Annotated in this window: 24 protein-coding genes, 1 pseudogene and 1 riboswitch; of the genes and pseudogenes, 14 read left to right on the forward strand and 11 right to left on the reverse strand. The window is 41.4% G+C overall.

All coding sequences use genetic code 11. The annotated features are described in order from the left end of the window. The first annotated feature begins 49 nt into the window (after positions 1–49). Both ACVHUV_RS07365 and ACVHUV_RS07370 read left to right on the forward strand, forming a co-directional pair. On the forward strand, positions 50–847 hold the full coding sequence (locus ACVHUV_RS07365) for a 3D domain-containing protein (protein WP_317945816.1): 798 nt from the start codon (positions 50–52) through the stop codon (positions 845–847). Between the two features lie 104 nt (positions 848–951). Then, positions 952–1,788: an STAS domain-containing protein gene (locus tag ACVHUV_RS07370; protein ID WP_462086603.1), complete on the forward strand. Its 837-nt coding sequence runs from the start codon at positions 952–954 to the stop codon at positions 1,786–1,788. A gap of 40 nt (positions 1,789–1,828) precedes the next feature. On the opposite strand, the gene ACVHUV_RS07375 is transcribed toward ACVHUV_RS07370, so the two are convergent. After that, positions 1,829–3,070 carry a metal-dependent hydrolase family protein gene (locus tag ACVHUV_RS07375; protein ID WP_462086604.1) on the reverse strand — a complete coding sequence of 414 codons (1,242 nt, stop codon included), beginning with the start codon at positions 3,068–3,070 and terminating at the stop codon, positions 1,829–1,831. A 13-nt stretch (positions 3,071–3,083) separates the two neighbouring features. Further along, positions 3,084–4,253 carry a hypothetical protein gene (locus tag ACVHUV_RS07380; protein WP_462086605.1) on the reverse strand — a complete coding sequence of 390 codons (1,170 nt, stop codon included), beginning with the start codon at positions 4,251–4,253 and terminating at the stop codon, positions 3,084–3,086. A gap of 397 nt (positions 4,254–4,650) precedes the next feature. Between ACVHUV_RS07380 and ACVHUV_RS07385 the strand changes: the two genes are divergently transcribed. The 5 genes from ACVHUV_RS07385 (at position 4,651) to ACVHUV_RS07405 (ending at position 9,886) form a co-directional block, all read left to right on the forward strand. Continuing rightward, positions 4,651–5,484 (forward strand): glycerophosphodiester phosphodiesterase, encoded by an 834-nt coding sequence (locus ACVHUV_RS07385; RefSeq protein ID WP_462086606.1) that lies wholly within the window; start codon positions 4,651–4,653, stop codon positions 5,482–5,484. 121 nt (positions 5,485–5,605) lie between these two features. Further along, a complete protein-coding gene (locus tag ACVHUV_RS07390) occupies positions 5,606–6,820 on the forward strand; it encodes a carboxylate--amine ligase (protein WP_462086607.1) in 1,215 nt (404 codons plus the stop codon). Between the two features lie 186 nt (positions 6,821–7,006). Continuing rightward, the gene (locus ACVHUV_RS07395; protein ID WP_462086608.1) at positions 7,007–7,186 is read left to right on the forward strand and encodes a Fur-regulated basic protein FbpA; all 180 of its coding nucleotides are present in this window, start codon (positions 7,007–7,009) and stop codon (positions 7,184–7,186) included. Continuing rightward, positions 7,183–8,634: an amidase family protein gene (locus tag ACVHUV_RS07400; protein WP_462086609.1), complete on the forward strand. Its 1,452-nt coding sequence runs from the start codon at positions 7,183–7,185 to the stop codon at positions 8,632–8,634. Before ACVHUV_RS07395 ends, ACVHUV_RS07400 begins: the two co-directional genes overlap by 4 nt. A gap of 70 nt (positions 8,635–8,704) precedes the next feature. Then, positions 8,705–9,886, forward strand: coding sequence for a DEAD/DEAH box helicase (locus ACVHUV_RS07405; RefSeq protein ID WP_462086610.1), 1,182 nt, complete (start codon positions 8,705–8,707; stop codon positions 9,884–9,886). A gap of 53 nt (positions 9,887–9,939) precedes the next feature. On the opposite strand, the gene map is transcribed toward ACVHUV_RS07405, so the two are convergent. Next, entirely contained in the window at positions 9,940–10,686 is a 747-nt protein-coding gene (map, locus tag ACVHUV_RS07410; protein WP_462086611.1) for a type I methionyl aminopeptidase, read from the reverse strand. 96 nt (positions 10,687–10,782) lie between these two features. Further along, positions 10,783–11,124, reverse strand: a complete 342-nt coding sequence (locus ACVHUV_RS07415) for a magnetosome magnetite crystal formation protein family (protein ID WP_317945798.1) — start codon at positions 11,122–11,124, stop codon at positions 10,783–10,785. Positions 11,125–11,212: 88 nt separating this feature from the next. Continuing rightward, positions 11,213–11,313, forward strand: a riboswitch (TPP riboswitch). A 169-nt stretch (positions 11,314–11,482) separates the two neighbouring features. Between ACVHUV_RS07415 and thiT the strand changes: the two genes are divergently transcribed. After that, positions 11,483–12,040 (forward strand): energy-coupled thiamine transporter ThiT, encoded by a 558-nt coding sequence (gene thiT, locus ACVHUV_RS07420; RefSeq protein WP_462086612.1) that lies wholly within the window; start codon positions 11,483–11,485, stop codon positions 12,038–12,040. 33 nt (positions 12,041–12,073) lie between these two features. On the opposite strand, the gene ACVHUV_RS07425 is transcribed toward thiT, so the two are convergent. Then, entirely contained in the window at positions 12,074–12,808 is a 735-nt protein-coding gene (locus ACVHUV_RS07425) for a TspO-related membrane protein (protein ID WP_317945794.1), read from the reverse strand. Positions 12,809–12,967: 159 nt separating this feature from the next. Between ACVHUV_RS07425 and ACVHUV_RS07430 the strand changes: the two genes are divergently transcribed. Together ACVHUV_RS07430 and ACVHUV_RS07435 are read left to right on the forward strand one after the other, a co-directional pair. Continuing rightward, positions 12,968–14,770, forward strand: a complete 1,803-nt coding sequence (locus tag ACVHUV_RS07430) for a M3 family oligoendopeptidase (protein WP_317945792.1) — start codon at positions 12,968–12,970, stop codon at positions 14,768–14,770. A 7-nt stretch (positions 14,771–14,777) separates the two neighbouring features. Continuing rightward, positions 14,778–15,323 carry a GNAT family N-acetyltransferase gene (locus ACVHUV_RS07435; protein WP_462086613.1) on the forward strand — a complete coding sequence of 182 codons (546 nt, stop codon included), beginning with the start codon at positions 14,778–14,780 and terminating at the stop codon, positions 15,321–15,323. 98 nt (positions 15,324–15,421) lie between these two features. Here ACVHUV_RS07435 and ACVHUV_RS07440 read toward each other — a convergent pair whose 3' ends face one another. The 3 genes from ACVHUV_RS07440 to ACVHUV_RS07450 all read right to left on the reverse strand — a co-directional run bounded on the left by ACVHUV_RS07440 (position 15,422) and on the right by ACVHUV_RS07450 (position 17,564). Next, the gene (locus ACVHUV_RS07440; protein WP_462086614.1) at positions 15,422–15,997 is read right to left on the reverse strand and encodes a beta-class carbonic anhydrase; all 576 of its coding nucleotides are present in this window, start codon (positions 15,995–15,997) and stop codon (positions 15,422–15,424) included. A gap of 91 nt (positions 15,998–16,088) precedes the next feature. Then, positions 16,089–16,226 carry a hypothetical protein gene (locus tag ACVHUV_RS07445; protein WP_317945786.1) on the reverse strand — a complete coding sequence of 46 codons (138 nt, stop codon included), beginning with the start codon at positions 16,224–16,226 and terminating at the stop codon, positions 16,089–16,091. Positions 16,227–16,331: 105 nt separating this feature from the next. Then, a complete protein-coding gene (locus tag ACVHUV_RS07450) occupies positions 16,332–17,564 on the reverse strand; it encodes an aminopeptidase (protein WP_462086615.1) in 1,233 nt (410 codons plus the stop codon). 175 nt (positions 17,565–17,739) lie between these two features. Here ACVHUV_RS07450 and motA point away from each other — a divergent pair. Continuing rightward, positions 17,740–18,478: pseudogene (gene motA / locus ACVHUV_RS07455) on the forward strand (flagellar motor stator protein MotA); the annotation flags it as partial. 104 nt (positions 18,479–18,582) lie between these two features. Then, positions 18,583–19,302, forward strand: a complete 720-nt coding sequence (gene motB / locus ACVHUV_RS07460) for a flagellar motor protein MotB (RefSeq protein ID WP_462086877.1) — start codon at positions 18,583–18,585, stop codon at positions 19,300–19,302. Between the two features lie 94 nt (positions 19,303–19,396). On the opposite strand, the gene ACVHUV_RS07465 is transcribed toward motB, so the two are convergent. Both ACVHUV_RS07465 and ACVHUV_RS07470 read right to left on the reverse strand, forming a co-directional pair. Beyond that, positions 19,397–19,618: a DUF1128 domain-containing protein gene (locus tag ACVHUV_RS07465; RefSeq protein ID WP_317945779.1), complete on the reverse strand. Its 222-nt coding sequence runs from the start codon at positions 19,616–19,618 to the stop codon at positions 19,397–19,399. Positions 19,619–19,659: 41 nt separating this feature from the next. Then, positions 19,660–21,048: an alanine/glycine:cation symporter family protein gene (locus ACVHUV_RS07470; protein ID WP_462086616.1), complete on the reverse strand. Its 1,389-nt coding sequence runs from the start codon at positions 21,046–21,048 to the stop codon at positions 19,660–19,662. Between the two features lie 244 nt (positions 21,049–21,292). On the opposite strand from ACVHUV_RS07470, the gene ACVHUV_RS07475 reads away from it, so the two are divergent. Beyond that, positions 21,293–21,670, forward strand: coding sequence for a YtxH domain-containing protein (locus ACVHUV_RS07475; protein WP_317945776.1), 378 nt, complete (start codon positions 21,293–21,295; stop codon positions 21,668–21,670). A 23-nt stretch (positions 21,671–21,693) separates the two neighbouring features. Further along, on the forward strand, positions 21,694–22,680 hold the full coding sequence (locus ACVHUV_RS07480) for a YihY/virulence factor BrkB family protein (RefSeq protein WP_317945774.1): 987 nt from the start codon (positions 21,694–21,696) through the stop codon (positions 22,678–22,680). Positions 22,681–22,992: 312 nt separating this feature from the next. Here ACVHUV_RS07480 and ACVHUV_RS07485 read toward each other — a convergent pair whose 3' ends face one another. Then, positions 22,993–24,897 carry a heavy metal translocating P-type ATPase gene (locus ACVHUV_RS07485; RefSeq protein WP_462086617.1) on the reverse strand — a complete coding sequence of 635 codons (1,905 nt, stop codon included), beginning with the start codon at positions 24,895–24,897 and terminating at the stop codon, positions 22,993–22,995. Between the last annotated feature and the right edge of the window lie 76 nt (positions 24,898–24,973).

Below are 24,973 nucleotides of genomic sequence, written 5' to 3' on the forward strand. Positions count from 1 at the left end.
TTTTTGGACAATACTGTGAGAAATTGTAAGAGAGGAGCAATACTTGTTTATGAAAAGGAAGTTACTAATCGCTACAGCAGTTTTGTTGTTCTCATATAGTATGAGTACACATGCCGCAGTTATTGACATGGATGATTCAGAGAGAAGTATGATGGAAGTGATTTTTGAACAACTATCCCCGATAGAAGAATATGTAGAGAATACTGTTATAAAAGAGGTTCCGTTTGATAAGGAAATGATTGGAACGATGCCTCATCTTTATCCACCGTTGGAACTGCTCAAGCCGGAACCAATCACATATGTTGTGGAGAATGGGGATAATCTGTATCGGATTGCCTTGAATCATGGCATTCCATTAGAAACGTTAATGAGTATGAATGGATTGACGAGTGAATTAATACATCCGGGAGATGAACTTGTCATTTCCGATGAAGGCGTAGAGGATAACCTCAAGGTGCCAGAGAAGAAGGCGGTGACGGTTGCTTCTACTGTTCCTAAACCTGTCCAAAAGCAACCTGTTGCTAAACAAGTTGCTGCGAATCCACCTGCTACTGAAGGGAAAGAAATGACCGTTACTGCGACCGCTTATACTGCATATTGCACGGGATGTTCGGGGACCACAGCCACTGGCATAGATTTACGCTCTAATCCAAATCAGAAAGTAATTGCCGTCGATCCATCCATCATTCCTTTAGGTACGAAAGTGTGGGTTGAGGGCTATGGAGAAGCAATTGCAGGTGATGTAGGTGGCGCAATCAAAGGAAATAAAATTGATGTTTTTATTCCATCGTATGAAAGTGCAATGGAGTGGGGCGTAAAAAAAGTGAAAATTAAAGTCCTGAATTAATCGAGATTGAACGGATATTCCAACATGGGATATCCGTTTTTATCCTTTTTATATGGTACAATACAAAATAACGATGTTTGTGGTAGTACGGAGGAGGGGATTTGGTGTCAGAAAACACACAGAAATTGTTTGATTTTTTACATGCGCACATCAATGGAATAACGGATGAGTGGTTAGCCGCGCGCAAGCCAATTAAAGGGTCGATCTATTCAAAAGATGCTGGTGACGAAACCGAAAAGATGCTGCGGGAACAAAACAAATGGACGAATATTACGATTGCAAGCAGCTTGTTGACGAGTCGAGAAACATTTGATGAAAACAAGAAAAGTTGGGCGATTCATGTTGCGCATAGTAGAGTCATCAGTCGGACGCCTATTTACGAAGTGCAGGAAGCGCTGAGTAAAGTCCGCCATATCTTTTGGAATTATGTGAATGAATTTGTCGATCGAGAAGGTGAACAGATCCTTCGCTCAGATATTATGTATTGGAGCAACGCAATCAATCTTGCATTTGATGAATTGATGATTGAATTTTCAAATAAATACGATGAGCTCATGCATACAAGGCTGACTGCGCAGCAAAGTTTGATTGAAGAATTGAATGCCCCGGTTATCAAGTTAACGAACAGAATTGGTGTGTTACCAATTATTGGTGACGTGGATACGACCCGGGTACAATCAATTTTGGATTATGTACCTCGTAAATGTGTTGAATTGGATGTCGAGCACTTATATATTGATTTGTCAGGTGTTACATTAATTGATACGATGGTTGCAAACCACATTTATCAATTGACGCAAATTGTTGACTTGCTTGGAATTGAATCGACATTGACAGGAATTCGTCCTGAAATTGCTCAAACGAGTGTCCAGTTAGGATTGGATTTTACCGCTATTCAAACGTACAGTTCTTTGCAACAAGCTTTGCAAATCCAAGTTTAAAAAAATGGCCACTAAGGAACCTCTCCTTAATGGCCATTTTTTATAATAAACTTTTTTCTACTTTGCCGTCCTTCATGACAAGTTGAATCGAATCGTTACTACTTAAAGAGTGGATATCTTCAAGTGGATTGCCTTTTACAACAATGATGTCAGCTAATTTACCTGTTACAAGTGTTCCGACTTGCTGTTCCCAACCTAAGCACTCCGCAGCGCTTTTTGTCGAAGTAATAATCGCATCCATTGGTGTCATGCCTGCATCGACCATTAAGCCAAGTTCCCGTAGGTTTGTTCCATGTTTCATCACACCAGCATCGGTACCCATCGCAATTTTAACACCCGCATTATACGCTTTTCTAAAGCTTTCTACATGATGCTGAATGACTTCTTTAGACTTTTGAACAGCTGTATCTGGCATGCCGGTTTGTGCTGCTGTTTCTAACACCGCAACGGGTGCAAGTAATGTAGGGACAAGGAATGTTCCGTTTTCCAACATCAATTCAATCGCTTCATCGTCAATGAAAATTCCATGTTCGATGGAATGCACGCCAGCTCGGACCGCATTTTTAATGCCTTCCGCACCTTGTGCATGCGCCATTACTTTCACGCCTTTTCTAAACTGGCCCTCTTCTACGATGACTTTTAATTCCTCCAAAGAGAATTGCGTGAATTCTGGATGATCTGTTGCGCTTAACACACCGCCTGTTGCATGGACTTTAATGACTTCTGCACCTGCACGGAGCATTTCGCGTGTCTTTTTCCGCACTTCTTCCACTCCGTCGCAAAGACCGTGTGGCATTCCTGGATAATTGGAAGGTAAAATATCTAACGTATTCCCGGAAACTGTGTAGCCGTCTCCATGTCCACCGGTAATGGTGAGTGCGTTAATGCTTAGTTGTAATCGCGGTCCAGGAATCAAACCGTCATCAACTGCTTTTTTCACGCCTAAATCCGTACCGAGTGCATCGCGAACAGAGGTTACGCCTGCATCTAAAGTTGCTTTCAAGTACTGTGCAGCTTTGTAATACATGTACGAGAAAGGGGTCGCTAACCGTTCTGCAATCGGTGAAAATTCCATCATCATATGAACGTGTGTGTCGATGAACCCTGGAAGAATTGCTCCTCCTTGCGCATCAATGATAACCTCTTCACCCGTCGCTTGAAACGACGCCTCTTCACCAACGTATCGGATTGTATTGCCCTCAATAACCACTATGTGATGTTGTTTAGGCTCACCCCCATTGCCGTCAATGAGTAATCCGTTTCGAATAATTGTTTGTTTCATACATATCCCTCCATTATAGCGTTTGAATCAATAGCCCTGCAATGACAACAGAGGCAACAGTCACCGTTGTAAACCCACCAATTAACATCGGAGCTAGTAATTCATTAAAAATGATTTTTTCTTCTTCTTCGTTCCGAGCGATGCTTCTACTCACTTCTTCGCAAAGGATATAATCCCCTGGAAAACCGAATAGTGCAGTTAACGCAACAGGAATTCCTTTGTATGGATGCCATTTCATCAGTTTTGACATGACATATCCTCCGATGACCATACCAACAGTTCCAATAACAAGGATAAGCAAAATGCTTGGTAAATTACTAAGTACTTGAGAAGGTGTGACGCCGCCCATTGTTCCGATGACGACGAATACGATCCCAATCATTGTAATGGTGAATGAATTCGCTTTTTCCAACATTTTTGGTTCTAACAAACCTACTTTTAATCCAATAATCCCAATTGCGAGACACCACAAACTATAGTGAATGGGTGTTACAGTGCCAAGTGCAACGCCAATGGAAGCTCCTAGAAATACATAAAACAGTTTAAGTGTCGTGGTTGATTTGATTTTTTTCTTTGTAGAGTCTTTTTTCTCTGCATCTTGTTCGTCTGCATCTGTCTGACTAGGAGTAAAGCTTCCGTTATCCATACCTTTTTGCATGACAAGTGCGTATTTGCGCATAAAATTCAACGCTAACGGCATGCCCATTACGCCTTGAAAGGCAACGATGAGTGCAGGAATTACAATTAAACTTGTCATTCCAAGTTCAGTCAATTTATCGGAAGTGATGATCAAAGCGATAATTCCACCGCTGATTGGACCAACACCTGCTACAGCAGTTGGATAATCGAAGATGAGAGGAACAATGAGTAAAATGAGCACTCCTGCAAAAATGACGCCACCTAATGCAATCATTACGGCTTTTATTTGGCTTTTTAACAACGAAAATGGAATCATGGTCCCCATGTGTAAAATAGCTGGCCCGATGAGGATTGCTCCTAAAGCGGGGAATTGCGATTTATCGAGAATATCGTTTGGGAAAATTCCAGTCCAGACGAGAACTAGGAAGCCGACCATTGCTGTAAGAAGCATTGGGATCCTTGCTTTGGATAGGATAGAAAGCCATTCCCCAAGTGCGATGAGTGCGAATAATAATGTCGTAGCAATGATAGGGTTGCTTAACATATGATAACCTCCTAATTCTATAAAAACAAATAATTTTCAGATAAAAAGCGGTGGAAAGGTGCTCTTTCACTAGCTTCCTCTGAATTGATATACAATATATCACGCGTAAAAATGATTTGTAAATAGTATTTTGATGATTTGTATAATGTTTTTTCGTGAAAGCGCATACAACTTTATTTCGTAGAATGTAGATTTAATCAACTTTCCGATAAGTTAGTTGAAAGTGAGTAGTTTAAAAAATATAATAAAATACTATTTATTAAGGAATATGCGGAAATATCTTTATGACAAATTGCATATAGATAAGTAGAGGGTATTCAAGACTATGTTTCTGTGTTAAAATAATTTATAGATAATTCGGATTTTATACAGGAATTGGGGAATTGAGGGGATGTATATGAGGAAATATGCTGTCTTGGTTATCGTAATGGTCGGTTCATGCCTTTTGTTTCTCACGGGTTATAATCAGCAAGATAAAAAGGTCCATATGCCAGATATGCTGAGCTTTGCACATCGAGGCGCTTCGAGTGTCGCGCCAGAAAATACACGTGCCGCTTTTGCAAAAGGTGTCGAACTTCAGGCAGACTTTTTAGAGTGTGATGTTCATTTATCGAAAGATGGTGAACTGGTTATCATGCATGATGATCGGGTTGATCGTACGACAAATGCAAGCGGTTACATAAGTGATTTTACATTGGCTGAATTACGTCAATTAGATGTTGGGAGTACATATAGTAAAGAGTTTGCTGGCGAGTCAATTATGACGCTAGATGAATTGTTAGAGGAATTTTACCATCAAGTCGGTTTATTAATTGAATTGAAAAATCCGCAGGCATATCCAGGTATAGAAGAGAAAGTCGCCACGTTACTGTTGGGATATGAAGATGTCAGCTCGATTATACTTCAATCTTTTGATGTTGAATCGATGAGAAAAATGCATGAGCTGTTGCCGGACTTGCAAGTGGGTGTATTGATTCGTCCGACGGATTCATTTTTGTCTGCAAAAAGTATTGAGGACCTTACCTCATTTGCAACATTTATCAATTTTAATGTTTCATTTATAAACAAAAGAATGGTTGATAAAATCCATGCCCAAGGTGGAAAAGTGCTCGTATGGTCCAAAAAGGACAAAAGGCTTTTAGCTAAAGCCCATAAATATGGTGTGGATGGCGTCATTACGGATTTCTCAAATTGGCCAACCAATGACCCGATTTATCTTGTGCAAGAGTGATATGCGCACTAGGGTGTTTGAGCATTCATTGCGCTGCTGAAATTGAACGGTACATCAGGTTTATTGACATCGAAAAACAGGAACTCTACACTAAGTATGAGAAAAGGTTTTGGAGGAAATCATGGAAAATCACCCATTCATCCCGATTATCGTCGGAACAGATATTAATGCATACAATATGGCCATATCTTTTCATGAAGCATATGGCATCAACCCGATACTTGTTGGAAAAGAACCGCTTTCGTTTACAACATTGAGCACAATCCCTGGAGCGATTGAACTGAATGCAAAGTTAGGCGAGCGTGATGTGTTTGCAAGTTTCCTGAAAGAAGTGGCTAAAAAGTATAAAACCCCTGATAAGCAGTTGCTGTTAGTCGGTACGAACGACTTGTATGTACGGTTGATCATTGAAAACCGTGAAGCGTTACAAGAGGATTTTGTGTTCAATTATATTGATGAGCCGTTAATGAACAACTTGCTCGTGAAAAAGAATTTTTATGAATTATGTGCAGAACACGGAATTGATACACCGGCAACGTACTTTTATTCTTGCTTGTCTACGGAACCGTTCGCTGATGAAGTGAGGTTTCCCGTCATTATTAAGCCGAGTAATGGAGTTCAGTATTACAAACACCCATTTGAAGGCATGCAAAAGGTGTACAAAGTCGATTCATATGAAGAAATCAATTCTGTTATCGAGACGATTAAGAGAAGTGGTTACACGGATGACTTAATCATTCAAGACTTCATTCCTGGTGACGATACATACATGTGGGATTCAGTATTTTACGTGAATAGTAAAGGGAATACCGAGTTAATTACTTTTGGTCAAGTCGTTTTGCAGGAGCATACCGTGACGGCAATCGGTAATTATACAGCTGTCATTACGCGCTACAACGAAGAGATGATGTTAAAGCTCAAAGGGTTTTTAGAAGCGTTAAATTATGTGGGGTATGCGAACTTTGATTTGAAATATGATCATCGTGACGGGAAGTTTAAAGTATTTGAAGTGAACATCCGTCAAGGTCGCTCAAGTTATTACATTACATCTTGCGGACACAATATGGCGAAGAATTTTGTTGACGATCTTATCTATAAAGTGGAAAAGCCATTGACTTTGCTTGACGAGAAGTTCCTCTTTACTGTTGTTCCGAAAATCGTCTTAAAGAAATTCGTAGGAAATGAAAAAATCCGTCAAGAAATCAAGCAATTGTTACGGGCAGGTAAGTATGCAAATCCACTCTTTTATAAGAGGGACGAGCATTTGAAACGTAAACTATACCTCTTCATGCGACAAGTGAATTATTATCGAAAATATAAAAATAATAATTGGTGAGGATAGGGAAGTTCGTCGCGACTATAGATGGGAATTCGTTAATTGTTAACGGGTTCTCATCTTTTTTATGTTCGGAAACTGAGTTGCAAAATAGGCAGTTTTTCAACAATTACTTCCTCGTATGAAAGTGTTTATGGAGCTTCGTAAAGTGGAATAGATAGGGGGAAGATATAGGAGGAAAACAACATGAGAAAAGTAGAGTATCCTCAATTGGATGACAAACGAAATAAGATTATTGAACAACTTGTCAATGACGGCATCTATAAAATCCATGGCAAACAATTATATGAGCTTTCCTATTATGAATTAATGAAACAGTTTACAACATATACGACAGGACAAATGCATCTGGGGGGATTCGATTGAACGATTATTTGAAAGCACTTCAAAAAGAATGGCTAGAAGAAGCGACGATACGAGACATGCAACACAAAATGGATGCTGGCGAACTTTGTGCTGAAGATTTGGTCATGATGTATCTCGCGGCAATCGCAGAAAAAGACCCAAATATCCATGCAGTTCTTGAAGTGAATCCGCATGCGCTCCAAATTGCGAAAGGTTTGGATGAAGAACGTCGAAATGGGAAAGTGCGCTCACTGTTGCACGGTATTCCTGTGCTTTTAAAAGATAATATGGATACAGCGGATTGCATGCACACGAGTTGTGGTTCAATTGCCTTGCAACACCATTATGCACAGCAGGATGCGTTCCTCGTTCAAAAGTTACGTGAAGCAGGAGCTGTCATTCTTGGAAAAAGTAATATGACTGAGTGGGCAAATTTCATGTCTGATAAGATGAAAAACGGTTGGAGCTCACGTGGAGGACAGGTGAATAACCCATACGGTTTATTTGATGTTGGCGGTTCAAGCTCGGGAGCGGCGGCAGCTGTGGCAGCAAATTTGACCGCTGTTTCTATCGGCACGGAGACGACAGGATCGATCATCAATCCTGCTGTTCAGAATTCCTTAGTGGGTATAAAGCCGACTGTTGGAGCGATTAGTAGAACAGGGATTATACCTTTATCCATTACACAAGATACGCCCGGACCACTTGCGAGAACAGTGGAAGACGCAACAATCACTTTCAGCTTGATGATTGGGCAAGATGAGGCGGATTCGGTTACCAAAAGTGCAACTCGGTTTGTAGGAATTGATTGGTTAGCGCGATTGGATAAAGATGCTCTAATCGGGAAAAGGATTGGGGTCGCACGTTCAATCTTTACTCGAGAGATTTCGAGTGAACGGGAAGCGCAATTTCGTGAAGCGTTAAGGGCAATCCAGAAGCTCGGTGCAGAAATAGTGGACGATATAGAGCTCGGTACGATGGAAGATGATTTAGGGTATAATGTCTTGCTGTACGAATTCAAAGCTGCTCTTAATGAATACTTGGGCACTTCATCACCGACAAATCCAATCCGTCATCTAGGTGATCTTATCGAGTTCAATAAAGAGCACCCAGAAGAAACGCTCAAATATGGACAAGTGTTATTGGAAAAAGTGGAACGGACAAGTGGAACACTAACGGAACCGGAGTATATTGAAGCATTATTACGAAATAGGCACTTAGCTGGCGAGGTGGCGCTCAATCGTGCTTTTAAGGAGCAACGAATTGACGCACTCGTTTTCCCGCAAGATCATGGATGCAGTTTCAGTGCAGCAGCGGGATATCCGGCAATTACAGTGCCGGCTGATTTTACAATTGACGGTGAACCGTTTGGAATCACGTTTTGTGGAAAAGCCTTTTCAGAACCAGCATTAATCGGCTATGCATACGCTTTTGAACAAGCAACTCGTGCAAGACGTAAGCCTTATTGATGAAAATAGTTGAAATGAAATAGAAACCAGTCCATTATTAAATAAGGAATAATGGAAAGTAGGGATGTATATGTCCTTCTTGGATAAAATGGACGATGTACTAAAAGATAAATGGAAATTTGATAGCGAAACACCAATTCAAGCACAAATGATACCTGAAATGCTTTCTGGCAAAGATGTTGTAGCGGAATCTCCTACAGGAACAGGAAAAACGTTAGCGTATGTCCTACCGATTTTACAACGAGTAGATGGGAAGAAACAGCAAACGCAAGCACTAATCATGGCGCCATCTCAAGAGTTATCCATGCAAATTGTGAATGTCATACGCGAGTGGGTGGAAGGGACTGACATTACAGTTACCCAGCTGATTGGTGGAGCGAATATGCAACGTCAGATCGAAAAGTTAAAGAAAAAACCGACAATCGTTGTCGGTACACCTGGCCGCTTAGTGGAACTTGTCAAAGCGAAACGCCTAAAATTGCACGATATTCGCTATATCGTACTAGATGAAGGCGATCAACTACTAGCACGAGAGTACCGTGTCATTGTGAAAAATTTAATCGACGGGGCACATGAAGATCGTCAAGTTGTCGTTGTTTCTGCAACGATTACGGACGAAATCGAACGAGTTGCCCAACAGATGATGGACAACCCGATCCGTTTAAAAGTATCACTTGAAGATATGCCATCTTCAGGCAAAGTGGTGCATTCATTCGTAAAGACAGAAGCGAGAGATAAGACAGACCTTCTCCGCGGCTTGTCGCATTTGCCAGCTATTCGAGCGCTCGCATTCATGAACAATGTCGACCAACTACGTATGAAGGAAATGAAATTGCAGTACAATAACGCGCCAATTGCTGTTTTGTATTCATCCATGACAAAATTTGAACGCCAGCAAACGTTGGAGGACTTCCGGAAAGGAGAAATCCGAATCCTAATCGCCACTGATCTCGCGGCTAGAGGATTGGATATCCAAGGATTGACACACGTCATCCATGTTGATGTGCCGCATACGACAGAACAATATGTACACAGATCAGGTAGAACGGGAAGAGCGGGAGAAGATGGCGAAGTACTCACCTTATTATCCTATCATGAAGAACGGACTTATAAGAAATTGGCAAAGCCATTCAAACCTGTACAAAAAGTGTGGTTTAAAGGTAAATTGACCGAAGGAAATTCAAAGACAGTCAGCGGCCAAAAAGATTCGAATAAGAAAGATGCAAAGAAGAGCCAACCAAAAAAGAAATAAGAAAAAGGCAATGTGCTTCAGTCTTTACTGAACGCATTGCCTTTTGTAATTCTTTACAGTTGTGTCAAGATAATTGGTTTGTCTTTTGTTACGATAATCGTATGTTCAATTTGGGCGACAAGGGATTTATCCGGTGTGACAAATGTCCATCCATCGCCTAGTTCAACAATGTTTTCCGCTTTTTCGGATACGAATGGTTCTACTGCCAATACCATACCATCGACCATTAATGTTTTATCCCAAGCGTCATAATAGTTGAGGATGTGCTGTGGTTCTTCGTGCAATGAAGTACCGATTCCGTGACCCGTCAAATTCCGGATGACTGCCAATCCGTGTTCTTTCGCTTCGCGTTCGACTGCTTTCCCGATCTGGTTCAATTTTGAACCGGCTTTCACTTTTGTCATTGCACGATCAAATGCCAATTTGGCAACGTCACAAAGTTTTTGCTTTTTCTCGTCAGGTGTACCGACGACGAATGAAATGCCTGTGTCCGCAAAGAATCCTTCATATGAACCAGACACATCAATATTGACAAGATCTCCGTCTTGTAGAACGGTTGATCCTGGAATGCCGTGTGCTACCTCATGGTTGACACTAATACATGTATAGCCAGGGAAATCATATTGGTCGATTGGGGCAGAAACGGCACCACGCTCAGCAAATAGACGTCCACCGAGTTCGTCAAGTTCTTTTGTTGAAATTCCAGGGACGGCCGCTTCTTTCATCGCTTCGCGAATTTCAGCGACCATTCGTCCGATTTTTTTCAACGCTTCAATTTCTTCATTTGTTTTAACAATCATTATTTACAGGTCCCTTCTCAAAACGTACTTTTCCATTTTACTATATCATAATTCCATTCGTGAAGAGGGGTGCGGGCTTGCTGAAAATACTATCGGTCATTTTAGCACTTTAACCCCTTGGTACACATTCCAGATAACAACAACTAAAAATAATAAGCCATAGATGAGCATGAATAAGAATGGGGCTAGCCCCCAGAAATCAAATTGTCCATTCATCATCGTCGTTAATCGAGACTCATAGGAAACCATTGAAAAAGTAAACAATATAAAACCTGCAATGAGCAATACAACAGGTGCGAGATGTGAAATGAGCGATCGTTTTGCATGACCTTTCACTTCCGCATCGTCCGTAATGAAGAAGACAATTGCGGGCAGTAGAAGAGGGGAAAAGAAAATACTGAAATAGCATAAGGCTGATAAGATTTTGTTATTCGACATGTGTACCTCCTGATAAATAGAAGAAGTTTTTAAAATCATCTTGCTTATATGTACTGTACCATATACAATGGTAACGACAATTGAATTACACGACCACAAGGGGTGCCGACTTGGCTGAGATTGGACGGATGTCCTGACCCTTCGAACCTGTAAGTTCATACTTGCGTAGGGATGTGGATGGAAACTGACATATACGATACGATGTCTCGGTTCTATCCGGGATGTCGTTTTTTGTTACATAAGTTTAGTGAGTGATGAGCTTTATGTAAAGTATAATACAGAATCTGGTCATACGTCTTTGTTGACACGTTGACTTTTCTTCCGTATCCCTCCGAAAACAAAAGAGGAGGAATTCGAATTGGATCGTAGTCGTTTGCAGTTTTTATTGGAAGTAGCAATATTAGGGGCAATGTCATTTGTTTTGGATAACTTAACAGTATTTAAAATGCCTCAAGGTGGTTCCGTCACCTTATCGATGCTGCCAATTATCTTAATGGCATTCCGTTGGGGCCTTAGTGGAGGTTTATTAACGGGATTGATTTCCGGTTTACTCCAAGCAGTCATCGGCGGTTACATTATTCACCCTGTACAAGGTGCGTTGGATTATTTCATCGCGTATACGGTTGTCGGTTTGGCGGCAGTAACACTTAGATGGCTTCTGAAAAGTAAAGCGGAAGGTAAAAAAGGTTCCATGGCAACGGCCATTATTGTAGGAAGCGTTTTAGGTGGATCATTGCGCTTTTTAGCACATTTTATCGGTGGAATGGTGTTCTTCGCGGAATTTGCAGGTGACCAACCGGCTTGGTTGTACTCTTTAGGATACAATGCTTCTTATATGATTCCTTCCATAGTGTTATGTGCAATTGTAGCAGTGTTGTTATTCACATCCGCCCCACGGTTGATTCAAAGAAATTAAAATAGAGCAAGTGCATGTAGTGTGCACTTTGCTCTATTTTTTTTGTACACCTTTGCCTGAAAAAAGAAACATGCATGTAATGATGACTGCAGTCAAAAAGAGTGCAGCAGAAGTAATGAACAACTCTTCAATCCCGTTTCGAATCGCAATGCCAATGAATGTCCAAACAAAAACAAGATTCATCACATAATCCCGGTGATGGTACATAAAATGTAAAGCGAACGCAGTGGAAATCGTTAAGTAAAAGACTGTCCATAAAGGATCGCTTAGACCGAAACCTTCCCATTCATGATACATGAGTGTGTAACTGATGTTAGAAATGGAGGAGATGAATACCCAGCCCGTAAGGATACTAAAAGGTACTCTTCCATACAAACGATTTTCTTTCTTCGGAAACGTAAAATAATAGGTAAGTACGACACCGAGAAGAGCGAGTTCAGTTATAACTGCCCAGTTGAACAAGCTGTAATGCCATAGGAACAGCCAAATTGTATTTAACGCACAGCTCACTACGAACAGGAAAGTGATTCGATTTTTATGTTTGTTGCTCATTTGCTCGGTGATCTTATTGAAATTTACTATCCACATGAACAACAAAATGAAGATGACAATCCATATAATAAAAACATAATTTGCAGGATTAAAGAGCACAGGCAAACGGTTAACAATTTCAACGGTTGTTTGATGATTGAGGGTGAAAAAACTAGCGGCTATATTCGTAACGATGACCGTCAGAAGTGAAAGAGCCATCAAGATCATTCTAGACATAATAAAATCCTCCCATGAACAGTATACATAGGAAAAGCCCTACATGCGAATGAAAGTATGAAGTTTCCGTCACAAATCAAATATTTCGTATACCGAAAATTCGTGCTATAATTAATACAGGTTTTTATAGCAATTTTCCAAACAACGAGGGGGATGAACATGACGACAAAACTGTACAGTGAAGTATGGGATTTAGATGTGTTTTTTAAAGGGGGAAGCCATTCACCTGAGCTAAACGAACATTTGGAAAAGGTGAAAACGCAAATTGTCGCACTTGAAAACCGTATTGAGGCATTTTCTGTACCAACGAAAGTAGAAGATGCAAAAGAAGTACATGACTTACTAGAAAGCATAACAGCGACAGCGCTTAATCTTAGAGAAGCATCTGCAGTGATTGGCTGTTTTGTTGCAGCAAATACAAAAGACAAGCAAGCGTTATTGCTTCAATCAGATGTGAGTACAATCCAAGCTCGGTTTTCGACGGTTCGACTAAAGGTTGAACAAACGATCGCAAAAACGGAAGAAGATGTATGGGGAGCGTTGTTGGAAACGAAAGAGCTCTCCCAATTTACTTTTGTTTTAAATGAATGGCGGGAAAATGTTCAACTTCAACTTTCTGAAGCTGAAGAGAGCCTTATTACATCATTGAGTGTAGATGGTTACCAAGCATGGGGACAGCTATATAACCAACTTGTTGGTGATATGGAAATTGAAATGACTGTTGATGGTATGACGAAGAAATTATCTGTAGGACAGGCTAACAACTTGGCGTCTCATCCAGATGCTGCTGTCCGGAAAGAAGTATTCGAGAAACTTGAAGCTGCATGGAAAGAAAAAGAAGACTTCTTTGCTTCAGCTCTTAATCACCTCGCAGGATTCCGTTTAGCCGTATACAACAAGCGTGGATGGGATTCTGTCCTACAAGAACCGCTCATGCGCAATCGAATGAGCCAAGAAACGCTTGACGCGATGTGGGGAGCGATTCAAGCGAATAAACAACCATTCATCGATTACTTAACTACAAAAGCGAAAATGATTGGCGCTGAAAAGATGAATTGGTATGATTTAAATGCTCCGATCACTTCTCAAACGACAAAAATGTCCTACCAGGAAGGTGCTGCCTTCATATTAGCGCATTTCGGAAAGTTTGGACCTGAACTCGAAGCATTTTCTAGACAAGCGTTTGAAGAAGGATGGATTGAGGCGGAAGACCGTCCAAACAAACGGCCAGGCGGCTTTTGTACCGGTATGCCAGCTTCACAGCAATCAAGGATCTTCATGACATACAGTGGTTCCATGTCTAACGTCGCAACACTTGCACATGAACTCGGTCATGCATTTCACTCCTATGCATTGCGCCCAGTCCATTATTTGAATCGTCAATATGCAATGGGGGTTGCTGAAACGGCTTCGACTTTTGCAGAAATGATTGTGGCGGATGCCGCGCTTAAATCTGCGCAAACAGAAGATGAAAAACTTGCGTTATTGGAGGATAAAATTAAAAGAAGTGCTACATTCTTTATGAATATACATGCGCGCTTTTTATTTGAGACAAGATTTTATGAGGAACGAAAAGAAGGAGTCGTATCGGCTGCACGGCTGAATGAGCTGACTGAAGAAGCTCAAAAGGAAGCGTACGGTGATGCGCTTGACGTGGTCCACCCTCATTTCTGGGCTTCCAAACTGCACTTTTATATTACCGGAACACCGTTTTACAATTTCCCATACACGTTCGGTTATTTGTTCTCTTTGAGCATTTATGCGAAAGCGTTAACTGAAGGGGAAGGATTTGAGAAGAAGTATATCGATCTACTTCGAGATACAGCTGTCATGTCCGTTGAGGATCTTGCGATGAAACATTTAGGAGAAGACATTACGAAAGAAGACTTCTGGGCGAAGGGAGTCGCGTTATGTGTAAAAGATGTAGAGGAGTTTTTGAAAATAGCTTCCAAAGAAAGGTGAAGAAGCGTTGATTTTGCTTGAAGGGCACACTTGTTATTTGCGAATATTAACAGAAGAAGATGCGAGGGCTTTTACTGATCTCCTCATAGCGAACAAAGCGTATTGGACAGTATTTGAGCCGCGACACGAAGCGAGTTATTATACTGTTTCAGTTCAGAGGGATAAAATTAGGGAATCCCTTTATCAAATGAGGAATCGACGGGAATATAACTTCGGTATATTCGACGCGGAGACGAGTAGGCTAATTGGTCATATCTCGCTATACAGCATTAAGAGACTTCCCTTTTCGAGCGGTTTTATCGGGTATTCGATTGACGAACGGGAGACAGGAAGAGGAATTGCAACGGAAGCGGTCCGGATCATTACCCGTTTTGCTTTTGAAACAGTGTCCTTACATCGTGTGGAAGCTTTTGTTTCTCCTCGAAACATAGGGTCGGTTAAAGTACTGGAAAATGCCGAATTTGTCCGTGAAGGCCTTCTACGGCAATTACTCTACATCAATGGTGTATGGGAAGATCATTATATGTATGCGATGATAGCGGAAGATTTTTGAAAGGGTAAGGCCGCTTGGCGGAAATACTTTGCATTAATAAAAAACCGATTCTTCAATTAGAGGAATCGGTTTTTGTCTATTTCCCGGGAAATTTGTAGTCAATTGTCTTCGTTTGCTTCGTACCCGTTTACAATTGTCTCCAATTGACCTGTAGCAGGATGAACAACAAGACCGTGAACTGGAACTTTCTTGTCCATTAACGGGTGATTGCGCACTTGGTTTACGCTGCTTTTTACGCTTTCTGTTACATCGTTAAAACCGCGTAACCAATCTTCCAAGTCGACACCAGAGTACTTTAAGGTAGAGAAGATGCTTTCGTCTACACCACGATCAATCATACTGCCGAATGTCTTTTTCGTATCAATGGAGCTCATGCCACAGTCATGATGGCCAATAATATATACTTCATCTGCGCGTAATTCATACACAGCAATTAAGATGCTACGCATAATCCCGCCAAACGGGTGAGCAACAATTGCTCCGGCACTTTTAATAATCTTCGCATCGCCATTACGCAAGTTCATCGCTTTAGGCAATAACTCCGTCAATCTTGTATCCATACAAGTTAAAATAACAATTCGTTTGTCAGGGAATTTCGTCGTTGCATATTTCTCATATTCTTTTTCTTCAACAAATGTTTTATTGAATTCAATGATTTCGGATAATATTGTCATAGGAAGTCCCTCCATCTATTTGTAATGAGATAAGTTTACAATATAAATAAAAGAGCTGCCAAGTGGCAACTCTTTTGGTGAAGCTGGTATTTTATTTTACTTCCGGCTTTGGATCGATTCTTTCTGCATCCGAAGAATCAAGCGCCTTGCCAAGATAGTGCATTGTAAATAAAGCAGCGAGGCCAAGGACAATTGAATATCCTATGACTGTAGTGAACATTAAGCCCATTATAAGACTCCTCTCTACAATAAATGATTATTATACAACCATTATACTATAGTTTTGTAAAATTAAAAGGCTTGTTCAATATGTTTTCGTAAATTGTGACTGAAATCAGAATGCCCAGTTCCCGTTGCGGAAGACCGGTTCTACTGTTCCGTCTTCTAAGATTCCATCAATATCCATTTCAGCTGAACCAATCATGAAGTCGACATGCGTAATACTCTGATTGAGACCATGTTCTTCAAGTTCGTTGGAAGACATCGTTTTTCCACCTTCTAAACAGAACGAGTATGCGCTTCCGATTGCGAGGTGATTAGACGCATTTTCATCAAACAATGTGTTGTAAAATAGTAGACCTGATTCTGAAATCGGTGAGGCGTGAGGGACGAGGGCAACTTCTCCAAGTCGTTTTGCACCTTCGTCCGTGTCAATAAGACGTTGAAGTACTTCTGCACCTTGACCGGCTGAAACATCCGTAATTTTGCCATCCGTAAATGTTAATGTGAAATCGTCAATGATATTGCCACCGTAACTTAACGGTTTCGTGTTTTTAACATAGCCGTTTACACCTGCCATATGTGGGACCGTGAACACTTCTTCAGTCGGCATGTTCGCCATGAAAGGATTTCCGTCTACATTCACGCTACCGCCGCCACACCAAATATGCCCTTTAGGCAACTCAATTGTGAGATCTGTTCCAGGTGCTTTGTAATGAAGCTTACTATACGCTTTTTCATTCAAATGATCTGCTTTGTCATTCAGTGTTGCGTCAAGTTCTTTCCATGCTTTGACCGGATCAGCGACATCTGCACGGACCGCTTTGAAAATAGCTTCCCAAAGTGCTGGGACTTGCTCTTCACGCGGCAATTCAGGGAACATCTTCGCAGCCCAATCATGAGAAGGAGCAGCAATGACTGACCAGCTGAATCGGTCTGCTTGAAGCATTTTCCGATAGTTGCTCAGAGCTTGTCCTGACGCTTTTTGAGCATCCGCAATGCGAGATGGATCAATATCTTTTAACAAATCAGGACTTTGGGAAACGATACTGACAAACGCAGCGCCTCCTTCTGCTAACCGCTCACGCTCCATTACTTTCCATTCCGGGAAGTCTGAAAACGAATCCGCAGGGGCTTTTTCATAGCGCATTTTTGTTAACACGTCATCCGCCCAATCAACGATTACCTGACGTGCACCCGCATCATATGCTTTGTCTGCAATTTTTCTCACAAGCGCTTGCGCATCAATGGAAGCACTAACGTAAAGTACTTGATCCTTTTGTATGTTTGCGCCAACCTCAACTACTAAACTTGCGTAATTTTCTAACTTTTGTTCGAATGAGTACAAAGTGGAAACCTCCTTAACATGTATATATTCATAGTACTAAAGTGCATGCGTTCAAGCAAAATAAATCATTCATCATTCAGACAAATAATCCGTATTAATTATCCGTTCTATCTAAAGAATGATAGGAAAATGTCGAAATAAGAAGAAGTAGATTGGAACACATGGAGGTACTCGAATGGATTTATCAACCGTAGTTGGACTTGTTATTGGTATCGTTGCGCTGTTTGTTGGGATGATGTTAAAAGGTGTAACCCCTGATACCCTTTTTAATATGGCAGCATTACTCATCATTGTATTAGGAACGATTGCATCCGTCGTCATTGCCTTTCCAATGAGGGAAATTAAACGCGTTCCCAAGTTATTTGGTGTGATTTTTAAAGAACAACAGTTAACATCAGACGCAGAGTTAATTAAAATCTTTTCAGGTTGGGCAGATGTCGCAAGACGGGAAGGTTTACTGTCCTTGGAAGCAAAGACGGACGATATTGCAGACCCTTTCTTAAAGAATGGCCTTGGGTTAGCGATTGACGGTCAAAATGCCGATTACATTCGGGATGTGCTCACGGAAGAAGTTGACGCAATGGAAGACCGCCACACAGCAGGGGCTCAAATCTTCACACAGGCAGGCACTTATGCTCCGACACTCGGGGTATTAGGAGCGGTTGTCGGGCTAATCGCCGCATTAAAAGATATGAACAATATTGACGCATTAGGACATGCAATCTCAGCGGCATTCGTTGCGACATTATTGGGGATTTTTACAGGGTATGTACTCTGGCACCCTTTTGCCAACAAGTTACAGCGAAAGTCAAAAGAAGAAGTACGCCAAAAAATGATGATGATTGAAGGCATCTTATCTGTACTTGAAGGCGAAGCACCACGTGTAATTGAACAAAAGCTTGCATCCTACTTGTCTCTTGAAGAACGTCGAAAGCTCGGTGCTGAAAAAGTGACGAGTGAGAAGGGGCGGGCCAGGTTGTCGAGGAAGCGTAAGAAAAAAAATCATGACTCTGGCCATGTGAATGAGTCCTGGCTCCTACCATATGCAGATCTTCTTACGTTATTGTTAGCCATGTTCATCGTATTGTTTGCATCCAGTTCATTGGATGAAGCGAAGTTTAGCCAAATCTCTTCCGTGTTCAATCAAATCTTTGATGGTGGAACAGGGGTGATGGATAGTTCATCACCAACTGCTGTTCCGGTTCCAAAAGATTCGGCAGGGGAAGAAAACGAGAACTCTTCTTATTTGGAAGATCAACAATCATTGGAAGCAACACAACAAAAACTTGAAGAGTATATTGCGGTACATGAGTTGGAGAATCAGTTCGAGACGAAGTTAACAGAGGAAGGCTTACTTATTACAATTCGTGATAACATATTATTTGAAACAGGCAAAGCAACGATAAAACCGGAGTATGCCAATACCGCAAAGGATATAGCACAGCTGCTGATTTTTGATAAGCCGAGACAGATTGTCGTAGCGGGTCATACCGATAATGTCCCCATCAATAGTAGTGAGTTCCCTTCAAACTGGGAATTGAGTATGATGCGGGCAATTAATTTCTTAAAAACAATCGTGTCAACGGATCAGTTGGATCCGCATCTGTTCAGTGTAAAGGGCTACGGGGAAAATAAACCAATTGCTTCAAATGAAACAGCTGAAGGCCGTAGTAAAAATCGACGTGTGGAAGTGCTTATCCAACCTCTTGTGTTAAAGGATGGAACGTCAGTTGAATAGTACAAAACGTGAAGCGTGTGTCAATCGCTTCACGTTTTTTGTCTGTACAATAAAAGCCGACGGAGGGGTTGTATCCTTTCCGTCGGCTTTAAAACTATTTACGTAATGAGCCAAGTTCCGCAGCAATGGCTTGCATTTCATTCGGAGTAATCGTCTCGCGCTTCATGACCATTTCGTACATGTACACTAAGTCTTCGTACTGTTCTGTGTTGAAATGTTCCGCTTTCATTGCGTCCACGTTGACCATACGCAGTTTTTCCTTGATCTTTTCAATCATATACAAAACATTTTCTTCGGTAGGTTTTGATAAATCCATAGTTTCGTCCGCCCTTCATTAGCATCGGACTAATCATCACATTATTTAGACGAGCTGTCAACAGCTGCTGATTGTGCAAGCTTTGCTGCTTCTTTCTCTTCTTCGATTTTCTTTTTGAAACGCTTCGTCTCCATCACTATGACACCAGACAACCCTAGAAGACCGATTAAGTTCGGAATGGCCATGAGACCATTAAGAACATCCGCCAATAACCAGACGATATCAAGTGAAACAAGTGGACCGACGATGATAAATGCTACGAAAAAGATTCGGTATGCGAGTACTGCTTGTTTCTTAGGGAACAAGTATTGGAAACACTTTTCTCCATAATAACTCCACCCTAAAATTGTTGATGTTGCAAAGAATACCAATCCGATTGCGACGATGATTGGACCTGCTCCACCTAGGAATGAGCCGAATGCTTCAGCGGTCAATGCCCCTGCATCAATGTCTTTATTCTTCCATTGACCTGACATGACAATCGTTACGCCTGTAATTGAACAGATAATAAGTGTATCAAACAATACTTGAGTCATTGAAATGAGTGCTTGTCGACCTGGCATGTCAGTTTTTGCAGCAGCAGCGGCGATTGGAGCAGATCCCATACCTGCTTCATTGGAGAATAGTCCACGTGCTACACCAAATCGGATTACTGCACCAATTGCACCACCCGCCGCAGCTTCGCCTGAGAACGCATCACTGAAAATCAAACCGAATGCTTCAGGTACGAGATGGATGTTCATAATCATGATGATTGCACCAGCAATGAAATAGAATAGCGCCATAATTGGAACGAAAAATGCTGTAACCCTTCCGATGGATTTAATACCACCGAGAATAACGAGAGCTCCGAATATAACGAGTGCTATGCCCGTTAGTAAGTGCGGTACATTGAAAGTACTATTCATAACATCTGCAACTGCTTTTGATTGAGTTCCATTTCCAATTCCAAATGCAGCTAAAGCACCGAATATTGCGAAAATTACACCTAACCACTTTTGCTTTAATCCATACTCAAGGTAATACATCGGACCACCAGCCATTTGGCCGTTCGCATCCTTTGTACGATACTTTACTGCAAGAATGGCCTCACCATATTTAGTCGCCATTCCAAAAAAGCCTGCAAGCCACATCCAGAAAATTGCCCCAGGACCTCCTAAAAATACGGCAGTTGCAACTCCGACGATGTTACCGACGCCGACAGTCGCAGCCATCGCGGTCATCAAAGCCTGGAATTGAGAGATATCTCCGTCCTCTTTTTTACTGTGCTTACGAGAAAAAACCTGCTTTAACGAATACGGTAGTAAACGTAGTTGAATGAATCCTAATCTGAAAGTTAAAAATATACCGGTTCCTACAAGTAGGATTAGTAGGGGTGGCCCCCAAATAAGTCCGCTCGCTTTGTCTAGAAAATTGTACACTGCATCCATTGTCAATACCCCCTCGTTTCATTATGTCAATACAGTTACAGCGAGATAAGTTATTTTATATCGACTCCTCTCATTGAATCAAGTAGAAAAACTACTTAGAATACTTAATAGTTGTTATTGATAATATTCCGAAATTTTAGAGCGATAGTCAAGCACTTTTTTTGAAATACAGTAAGATTGTTTGTTTTTCCTCTCTACGGGTATAATGTTATATGCATATAAGTCAATATTGGAGGGGTTTGTAGTGGGTAATAGTAAATTTGGTAAATTTATTTTGATTGGGGCATTAACTGGAGCGGCTGTTAGTTTGTTCGATAAAAGTACGCGTAGGCAAGTCATGAATACTTCCAATCACATGGCGAACCAAGTAAAATTCTACGCGAGTAACCCGGATGTATTAAAAGAAAAATTTCAGCAAACTAAAGAAAAATATATGTCCTTATATGATCAGTTTTCTGGAGACGCAGCATACATTAAAACACAAGTAGACGAGTTGAAGACGCTGACACCACAAGTGAAAGAACTGGTAGTAGGAACGAAGGAAGCGTTTGTCGATTCAAAGGAAGAGTATAAAGAGCTCATAACAGAAACGAAAGAAACTGGAGATGTAAAAAAGTCGTAAGCTTTGAAAGGAGTGAGCCAGATGTGAGCCAGAAAGAACAAGTGACTCATCAACAGGAAAGCTTACACCCTAAGAGCAAAAAAAGTGGGATTCTAAAGGATTCGGAAATCATGAAGTTCATCGATGATGTAAAAGAAGGTGAAATGGAGCGATTTGATGTTACGACCACAAAAGGCTTTTGGAAAGAATTAATTATTCGGATTAAAAATGTCGATATAACGGGTTTAGGCTCTCAACTAGCGTTCTTTTTCCTGTTATCGCTTTTTCCGCTATTAATCTTTATGATGACGCTGTTGCCATTTTTGAATATTGATGAATCCCAAATATTTCTCTTCATTCGTGATTACGCTCCTGATAGTGTTTATAGTCTAATTCATGACACACTTGAAGACATATTGAGAAACCGGAACGGTGGTTTGTTATCAGTTGGTGCATTAGCAACCATTTGGTCTGCTTCCAAAGGGATGAATGCGATTACAAAAGCGTTAAATCAGTCCTATTATGTGGAAGAGTCAAGGTCATTCATTGTAGCGAGAGCAATGTCTGTTGTATTTACAGTTGCACTCATCGGTGTGCTAGTTGTTGCTCTCCTACTACCTGTATTTGGACAACAAATCGGATCCCTTGCATTTTCTTACTTTGGCATGGAAGAGGACTTCATGACCATTTGGGAGAATCTACGTTGGATTTTACCACCAATTTTATTGTTTACCGTTTTTCTAGCATTGTATTGGATTGTACCAAATAAAAAGATTCATATAACAAGTGCGATGCCAGGTGCTTTATTTGCCACGGCAGGGTGGATTATCACTTCACTAGCATTCTCTTATTATGTAGGGAACTTCGCTAGCTATTCGAATACGTATGGCAGTATTGGAGGCATCATCGTACTTATGATGTGGTTGTATTTTTCGGCCATTATCTTAATGCTAGGTGGGCAGTTAAACGCGGTGATGACGGAACGAAAACAGGCAAAGCTGGCAAAACAAAAGAGCAATGCAGTCGTTTGACTGGCATTGCTCTCAGCCTGTTGACAAACGCTCGCATCCGTTGTTGCTTGTCTCACTCGTCCGCTCATGAACTTAAGTTCTATTCGCGTCTTCGCTCGACTTCGCGCGGGCCTGCACGACGCAGGTCATGCAGGCGTTGGGACAGGACGTCCCGAACTTAGACTGCCTTCCACCTGACAAGCGTTTTCAATCAGGCTGAAGAACTTTCTATGTATAACAAATTTCATTAAAAAAGTGTAGACAAAGTAAAAATCGACTTTGTCTACACTCTGGGGGCAATGCAGTCTTATGACGGGCATTGCTCTTTTCTGTTTAGTTGATGCGATTTAACAAGCGTAAACCGTTTAAGATGACGAGAATTGTACTTCCTTCATGACCGATTACCCCTAACGGTAAGTCGACAACTTGCATGAAGTTGGACATGATTAAAATAGCGATGACGGAAACAGAAAAGAATACGTTTTGTTTTACAACGCGTTGCATTTTTTTAGAAACTTTTACCGCATAAGAGATTTTCGTCAAATCATTTTGCATGAGGATGACATCTGCTGTTTCGAGTGCAACATCTGTCCCTTCCCCCATGGCAATCCCTGATGTAGCTGTTGCTAAAGCAGGCGCATCGTTAATGCCGTCCCCGACCATCCCGACATTACCGTATTCTTTTAGTAGCCCTTTCATCTGTTCGACTTTCATCTCTGGCAGACAGTTTGCGACGTAACGGTCAAGGCCAGCTTCCTTAGCGATGGCATGAGCTGTTTTTTCATTATCTCCTGTCAACATGATTGACTGGATACCTAACTGCCTTAAGTCTTGAATTGCTTGAACTGCTTCAGGTCGGAGTGTATCTTTCAATGCGACAGCCGCAAGAATCCCTTGTGAATCCTTGATGAAAACGACGGTCTTTCCATCTTCATAGAGTTCGTGAATGATACCTTGGTGGAAGTCTTTCGTTTCTTGGGCACCGACAAAACGAGGATTTCCTACTAGGATCTCTTGCTCGTCTACAACCGCACGAATGCCAAAGCCAGGGACATCTTCAATATGTTCAATTCCTCTTGTCGTAAGGCCATGCTCTTGCGCGTAGTTTACAATAGCGAGAGCGAGCGGATGATTGGATTGGGCTTCAATGCTCGCTAGAAGTGATAATGCTTGTGTACGATCTGCTTTGCTTCGTACGAAAAAGTCCGTAACAACAGGCTTCCCGGTTGTAAGTGTCCCTGTTTTGTCAAATGCGATTGCTTGCAATGTACCTAAGTGCTCTAAATGGACACCACCTTTAAACAATATCCCTCTCTTTGCTCCGTTGGAAACAGCTGCCAATGTCGCTGGCATAATCGAAGCAACGAGTGCGCAAGGAGAAGCGACAACTAATAGAACGATTGCTCTGTAAAATGTCGTCGTCCAATCCCAACCAAACAGGAAGTGGGGGAGGAACATCATAACAAGGACAGTTAAAATAACAATCTTTACATACGTACCTTCGAATTTCTCGATGAATTGCTGTGATGGCGATTTTTCACTTTGTGCGTTTTGAACGAGTGTAATTATTTTTTGAAATAATGTATCTGAACTTGGTTTTGTCATTTCCATGTGAATGACGCCACTAATGTTCATGGTTCCTGCGAACAACTCATCGTTCTTTTCCTTCGTAACCGGAACAGACTCTCCGTTAATGGCGGACATATCAATGGAAGTCGTTCCTTGGAGAATGATACCGTCCACCGGAATGCGCTCGCCAGGTCGAACAACTATCGCAGCACCGACGGAAAGGGAAGAAGTGGGGACGCTTTTTGTTGATCCATCACCTTGTAGTAGCCAAGCCTCTTCCGGTTGCATGTTCATTAACGCCGAGATTTCTTTATGGCTTTTGTTCAACGTATACGTTTCTAACGCACCGCTCACTGCGAATATGAAGATTAATATTGCGCCTTCAGCCCAATAACCGATAATTGCTGAACCGATAGCAGCAAAGACCATTAGCATTTCTACGTTCAATTGCTTATCTGCAATTGTTTCTTCAATGCCTTCTTTCGCTTTAGCAAATCCACCGATTAGAAAGGCAATTATATAAAGCGCGATGGATAAAGATTCGTTACCATCTTTGCCGATCAACCAAGCTGAGACTATTAATAGTCCTGAAAGAAGTGCAGCAATCAATTCGATGTGCGCCGTCCAGTGACGAGGCGTTTGTTGCGCTTCTGTTGTTTCTGTTGTCATTTAAACCCCTCCTAATTGAGAATGACTATCGTTTGCAAGTGACGAACTTACATGTATTATCTTTAAAACAATTGAT

This window comes from Sporosarcina saromensis, assembly GCF_054901285.1.

Coding starts and splice junctions, on each gene's coding strand:
- ACVHUV_RS07380 (WP_462086605.1), bottom strand. CDS start 4,253: ATGTTAAGCAACCCTATCATTGCTACGACATTATTATTCGCACTCATC.
- ACVHUV_RS07445 (WP_317945786.1), bottom strand. CDS start 16,226: ATGGGCTTAATGTTCACTACAGTCATAGGATATTCAATTGTCCTTGGC.
- ACVHUV_RS07485 (WP_462086617.1), bottom strand. CDS start 24,897: ATGACAACAGAAACAACAGAAGCGCAACAAACGCCTCGTCACTGGACG.
- ACVHUV_RS07385 (WP_462086606.1), top strand. CDS start 4,651: ATGAGGAAATATGCTGTCTTGGTTATCGTAATGGTCGGTTCATGCCTT.
- ACVHUV_RS07430 (WP_317945792.1), top strand. CDS start 12,968: ATGACGACAAAACTGTACAGTGAAGTATGGGATTTAGATGTGTTTTTT.
- ACVHUV_RS07440 (WP_462086614.1), bottom strand. CDS start 15,997: ATGACAATATTATCCGAAATCATTGAATTCAATAAAACATTTGTTGAA.
- map (WP_462086611.1), bottom strand. CDS start 10,686: ATGATTGTTAAAACAAATGAAGAAATTGAAGCGTTGAAAAAAATCGGA.
- ACVHUV_RS07390 (WP_462086607.1), top strand. CDS start 5,606: ATGGAAAATCACCCATTCATCCCGATTATCGTCGGAACAGATATTAAT.
- ACVHUV_RS07465 (WP_317945779.1), bottom strand. CDS start 19,618: ATGGATTTATCAAAACCTACCGAAGAAAATGTTTTGTATATGATTGAA.
- ACVHUV_RS07425 (WP_317945794.1), bottom strand. CDS start 12,808: ATGTCTAGAATGATCTTGATGGCTCTTTCACTTCTGACGGTCATCGTT.
- ACVHUV_RS07405 (WP_462086610.1), top strand. CDS start 8,705: ATGTCCTTCTTGGATAAAATGGACGATGTACTAAAAGATAAATGGAAA.
- ACVHUV_RS07365 (WP_317945816.1), top strand. CDS start 50: ATGAAAAGGAAGTTACTAATCGCTACAGCAGTTTTGTTGTTCTCATAT.
- ACVHUV_RS07415 (WP_317945798.1), bottom strand. CDS start 11,124: ATGTCGAATAACAAAATCTTATCAGCCTTATGCTATTTCAGTATTTTC.
- ACVHUV_RS07395 (WP_462086608.1), top strand. CDS start 7,007: ATGAGAAAAGTAGAGTATCCTCAATTGGATGACAAACGAAATAAGATT.
- ACVHUV_RS07470 (WP_462086616.1), bottom strand. CDS start 21,048: ATGGATGCAGTGTACAATTTTCTAGACAAAGCGAGCGGACTTATTTGG.
- ACVHUV_RS07375 (WP_462086604.1), bottom strand. CDS start 3,070: ATGAAACAAACAATTATTCGAAACGGATTACTCATTGACGGCAATGGG.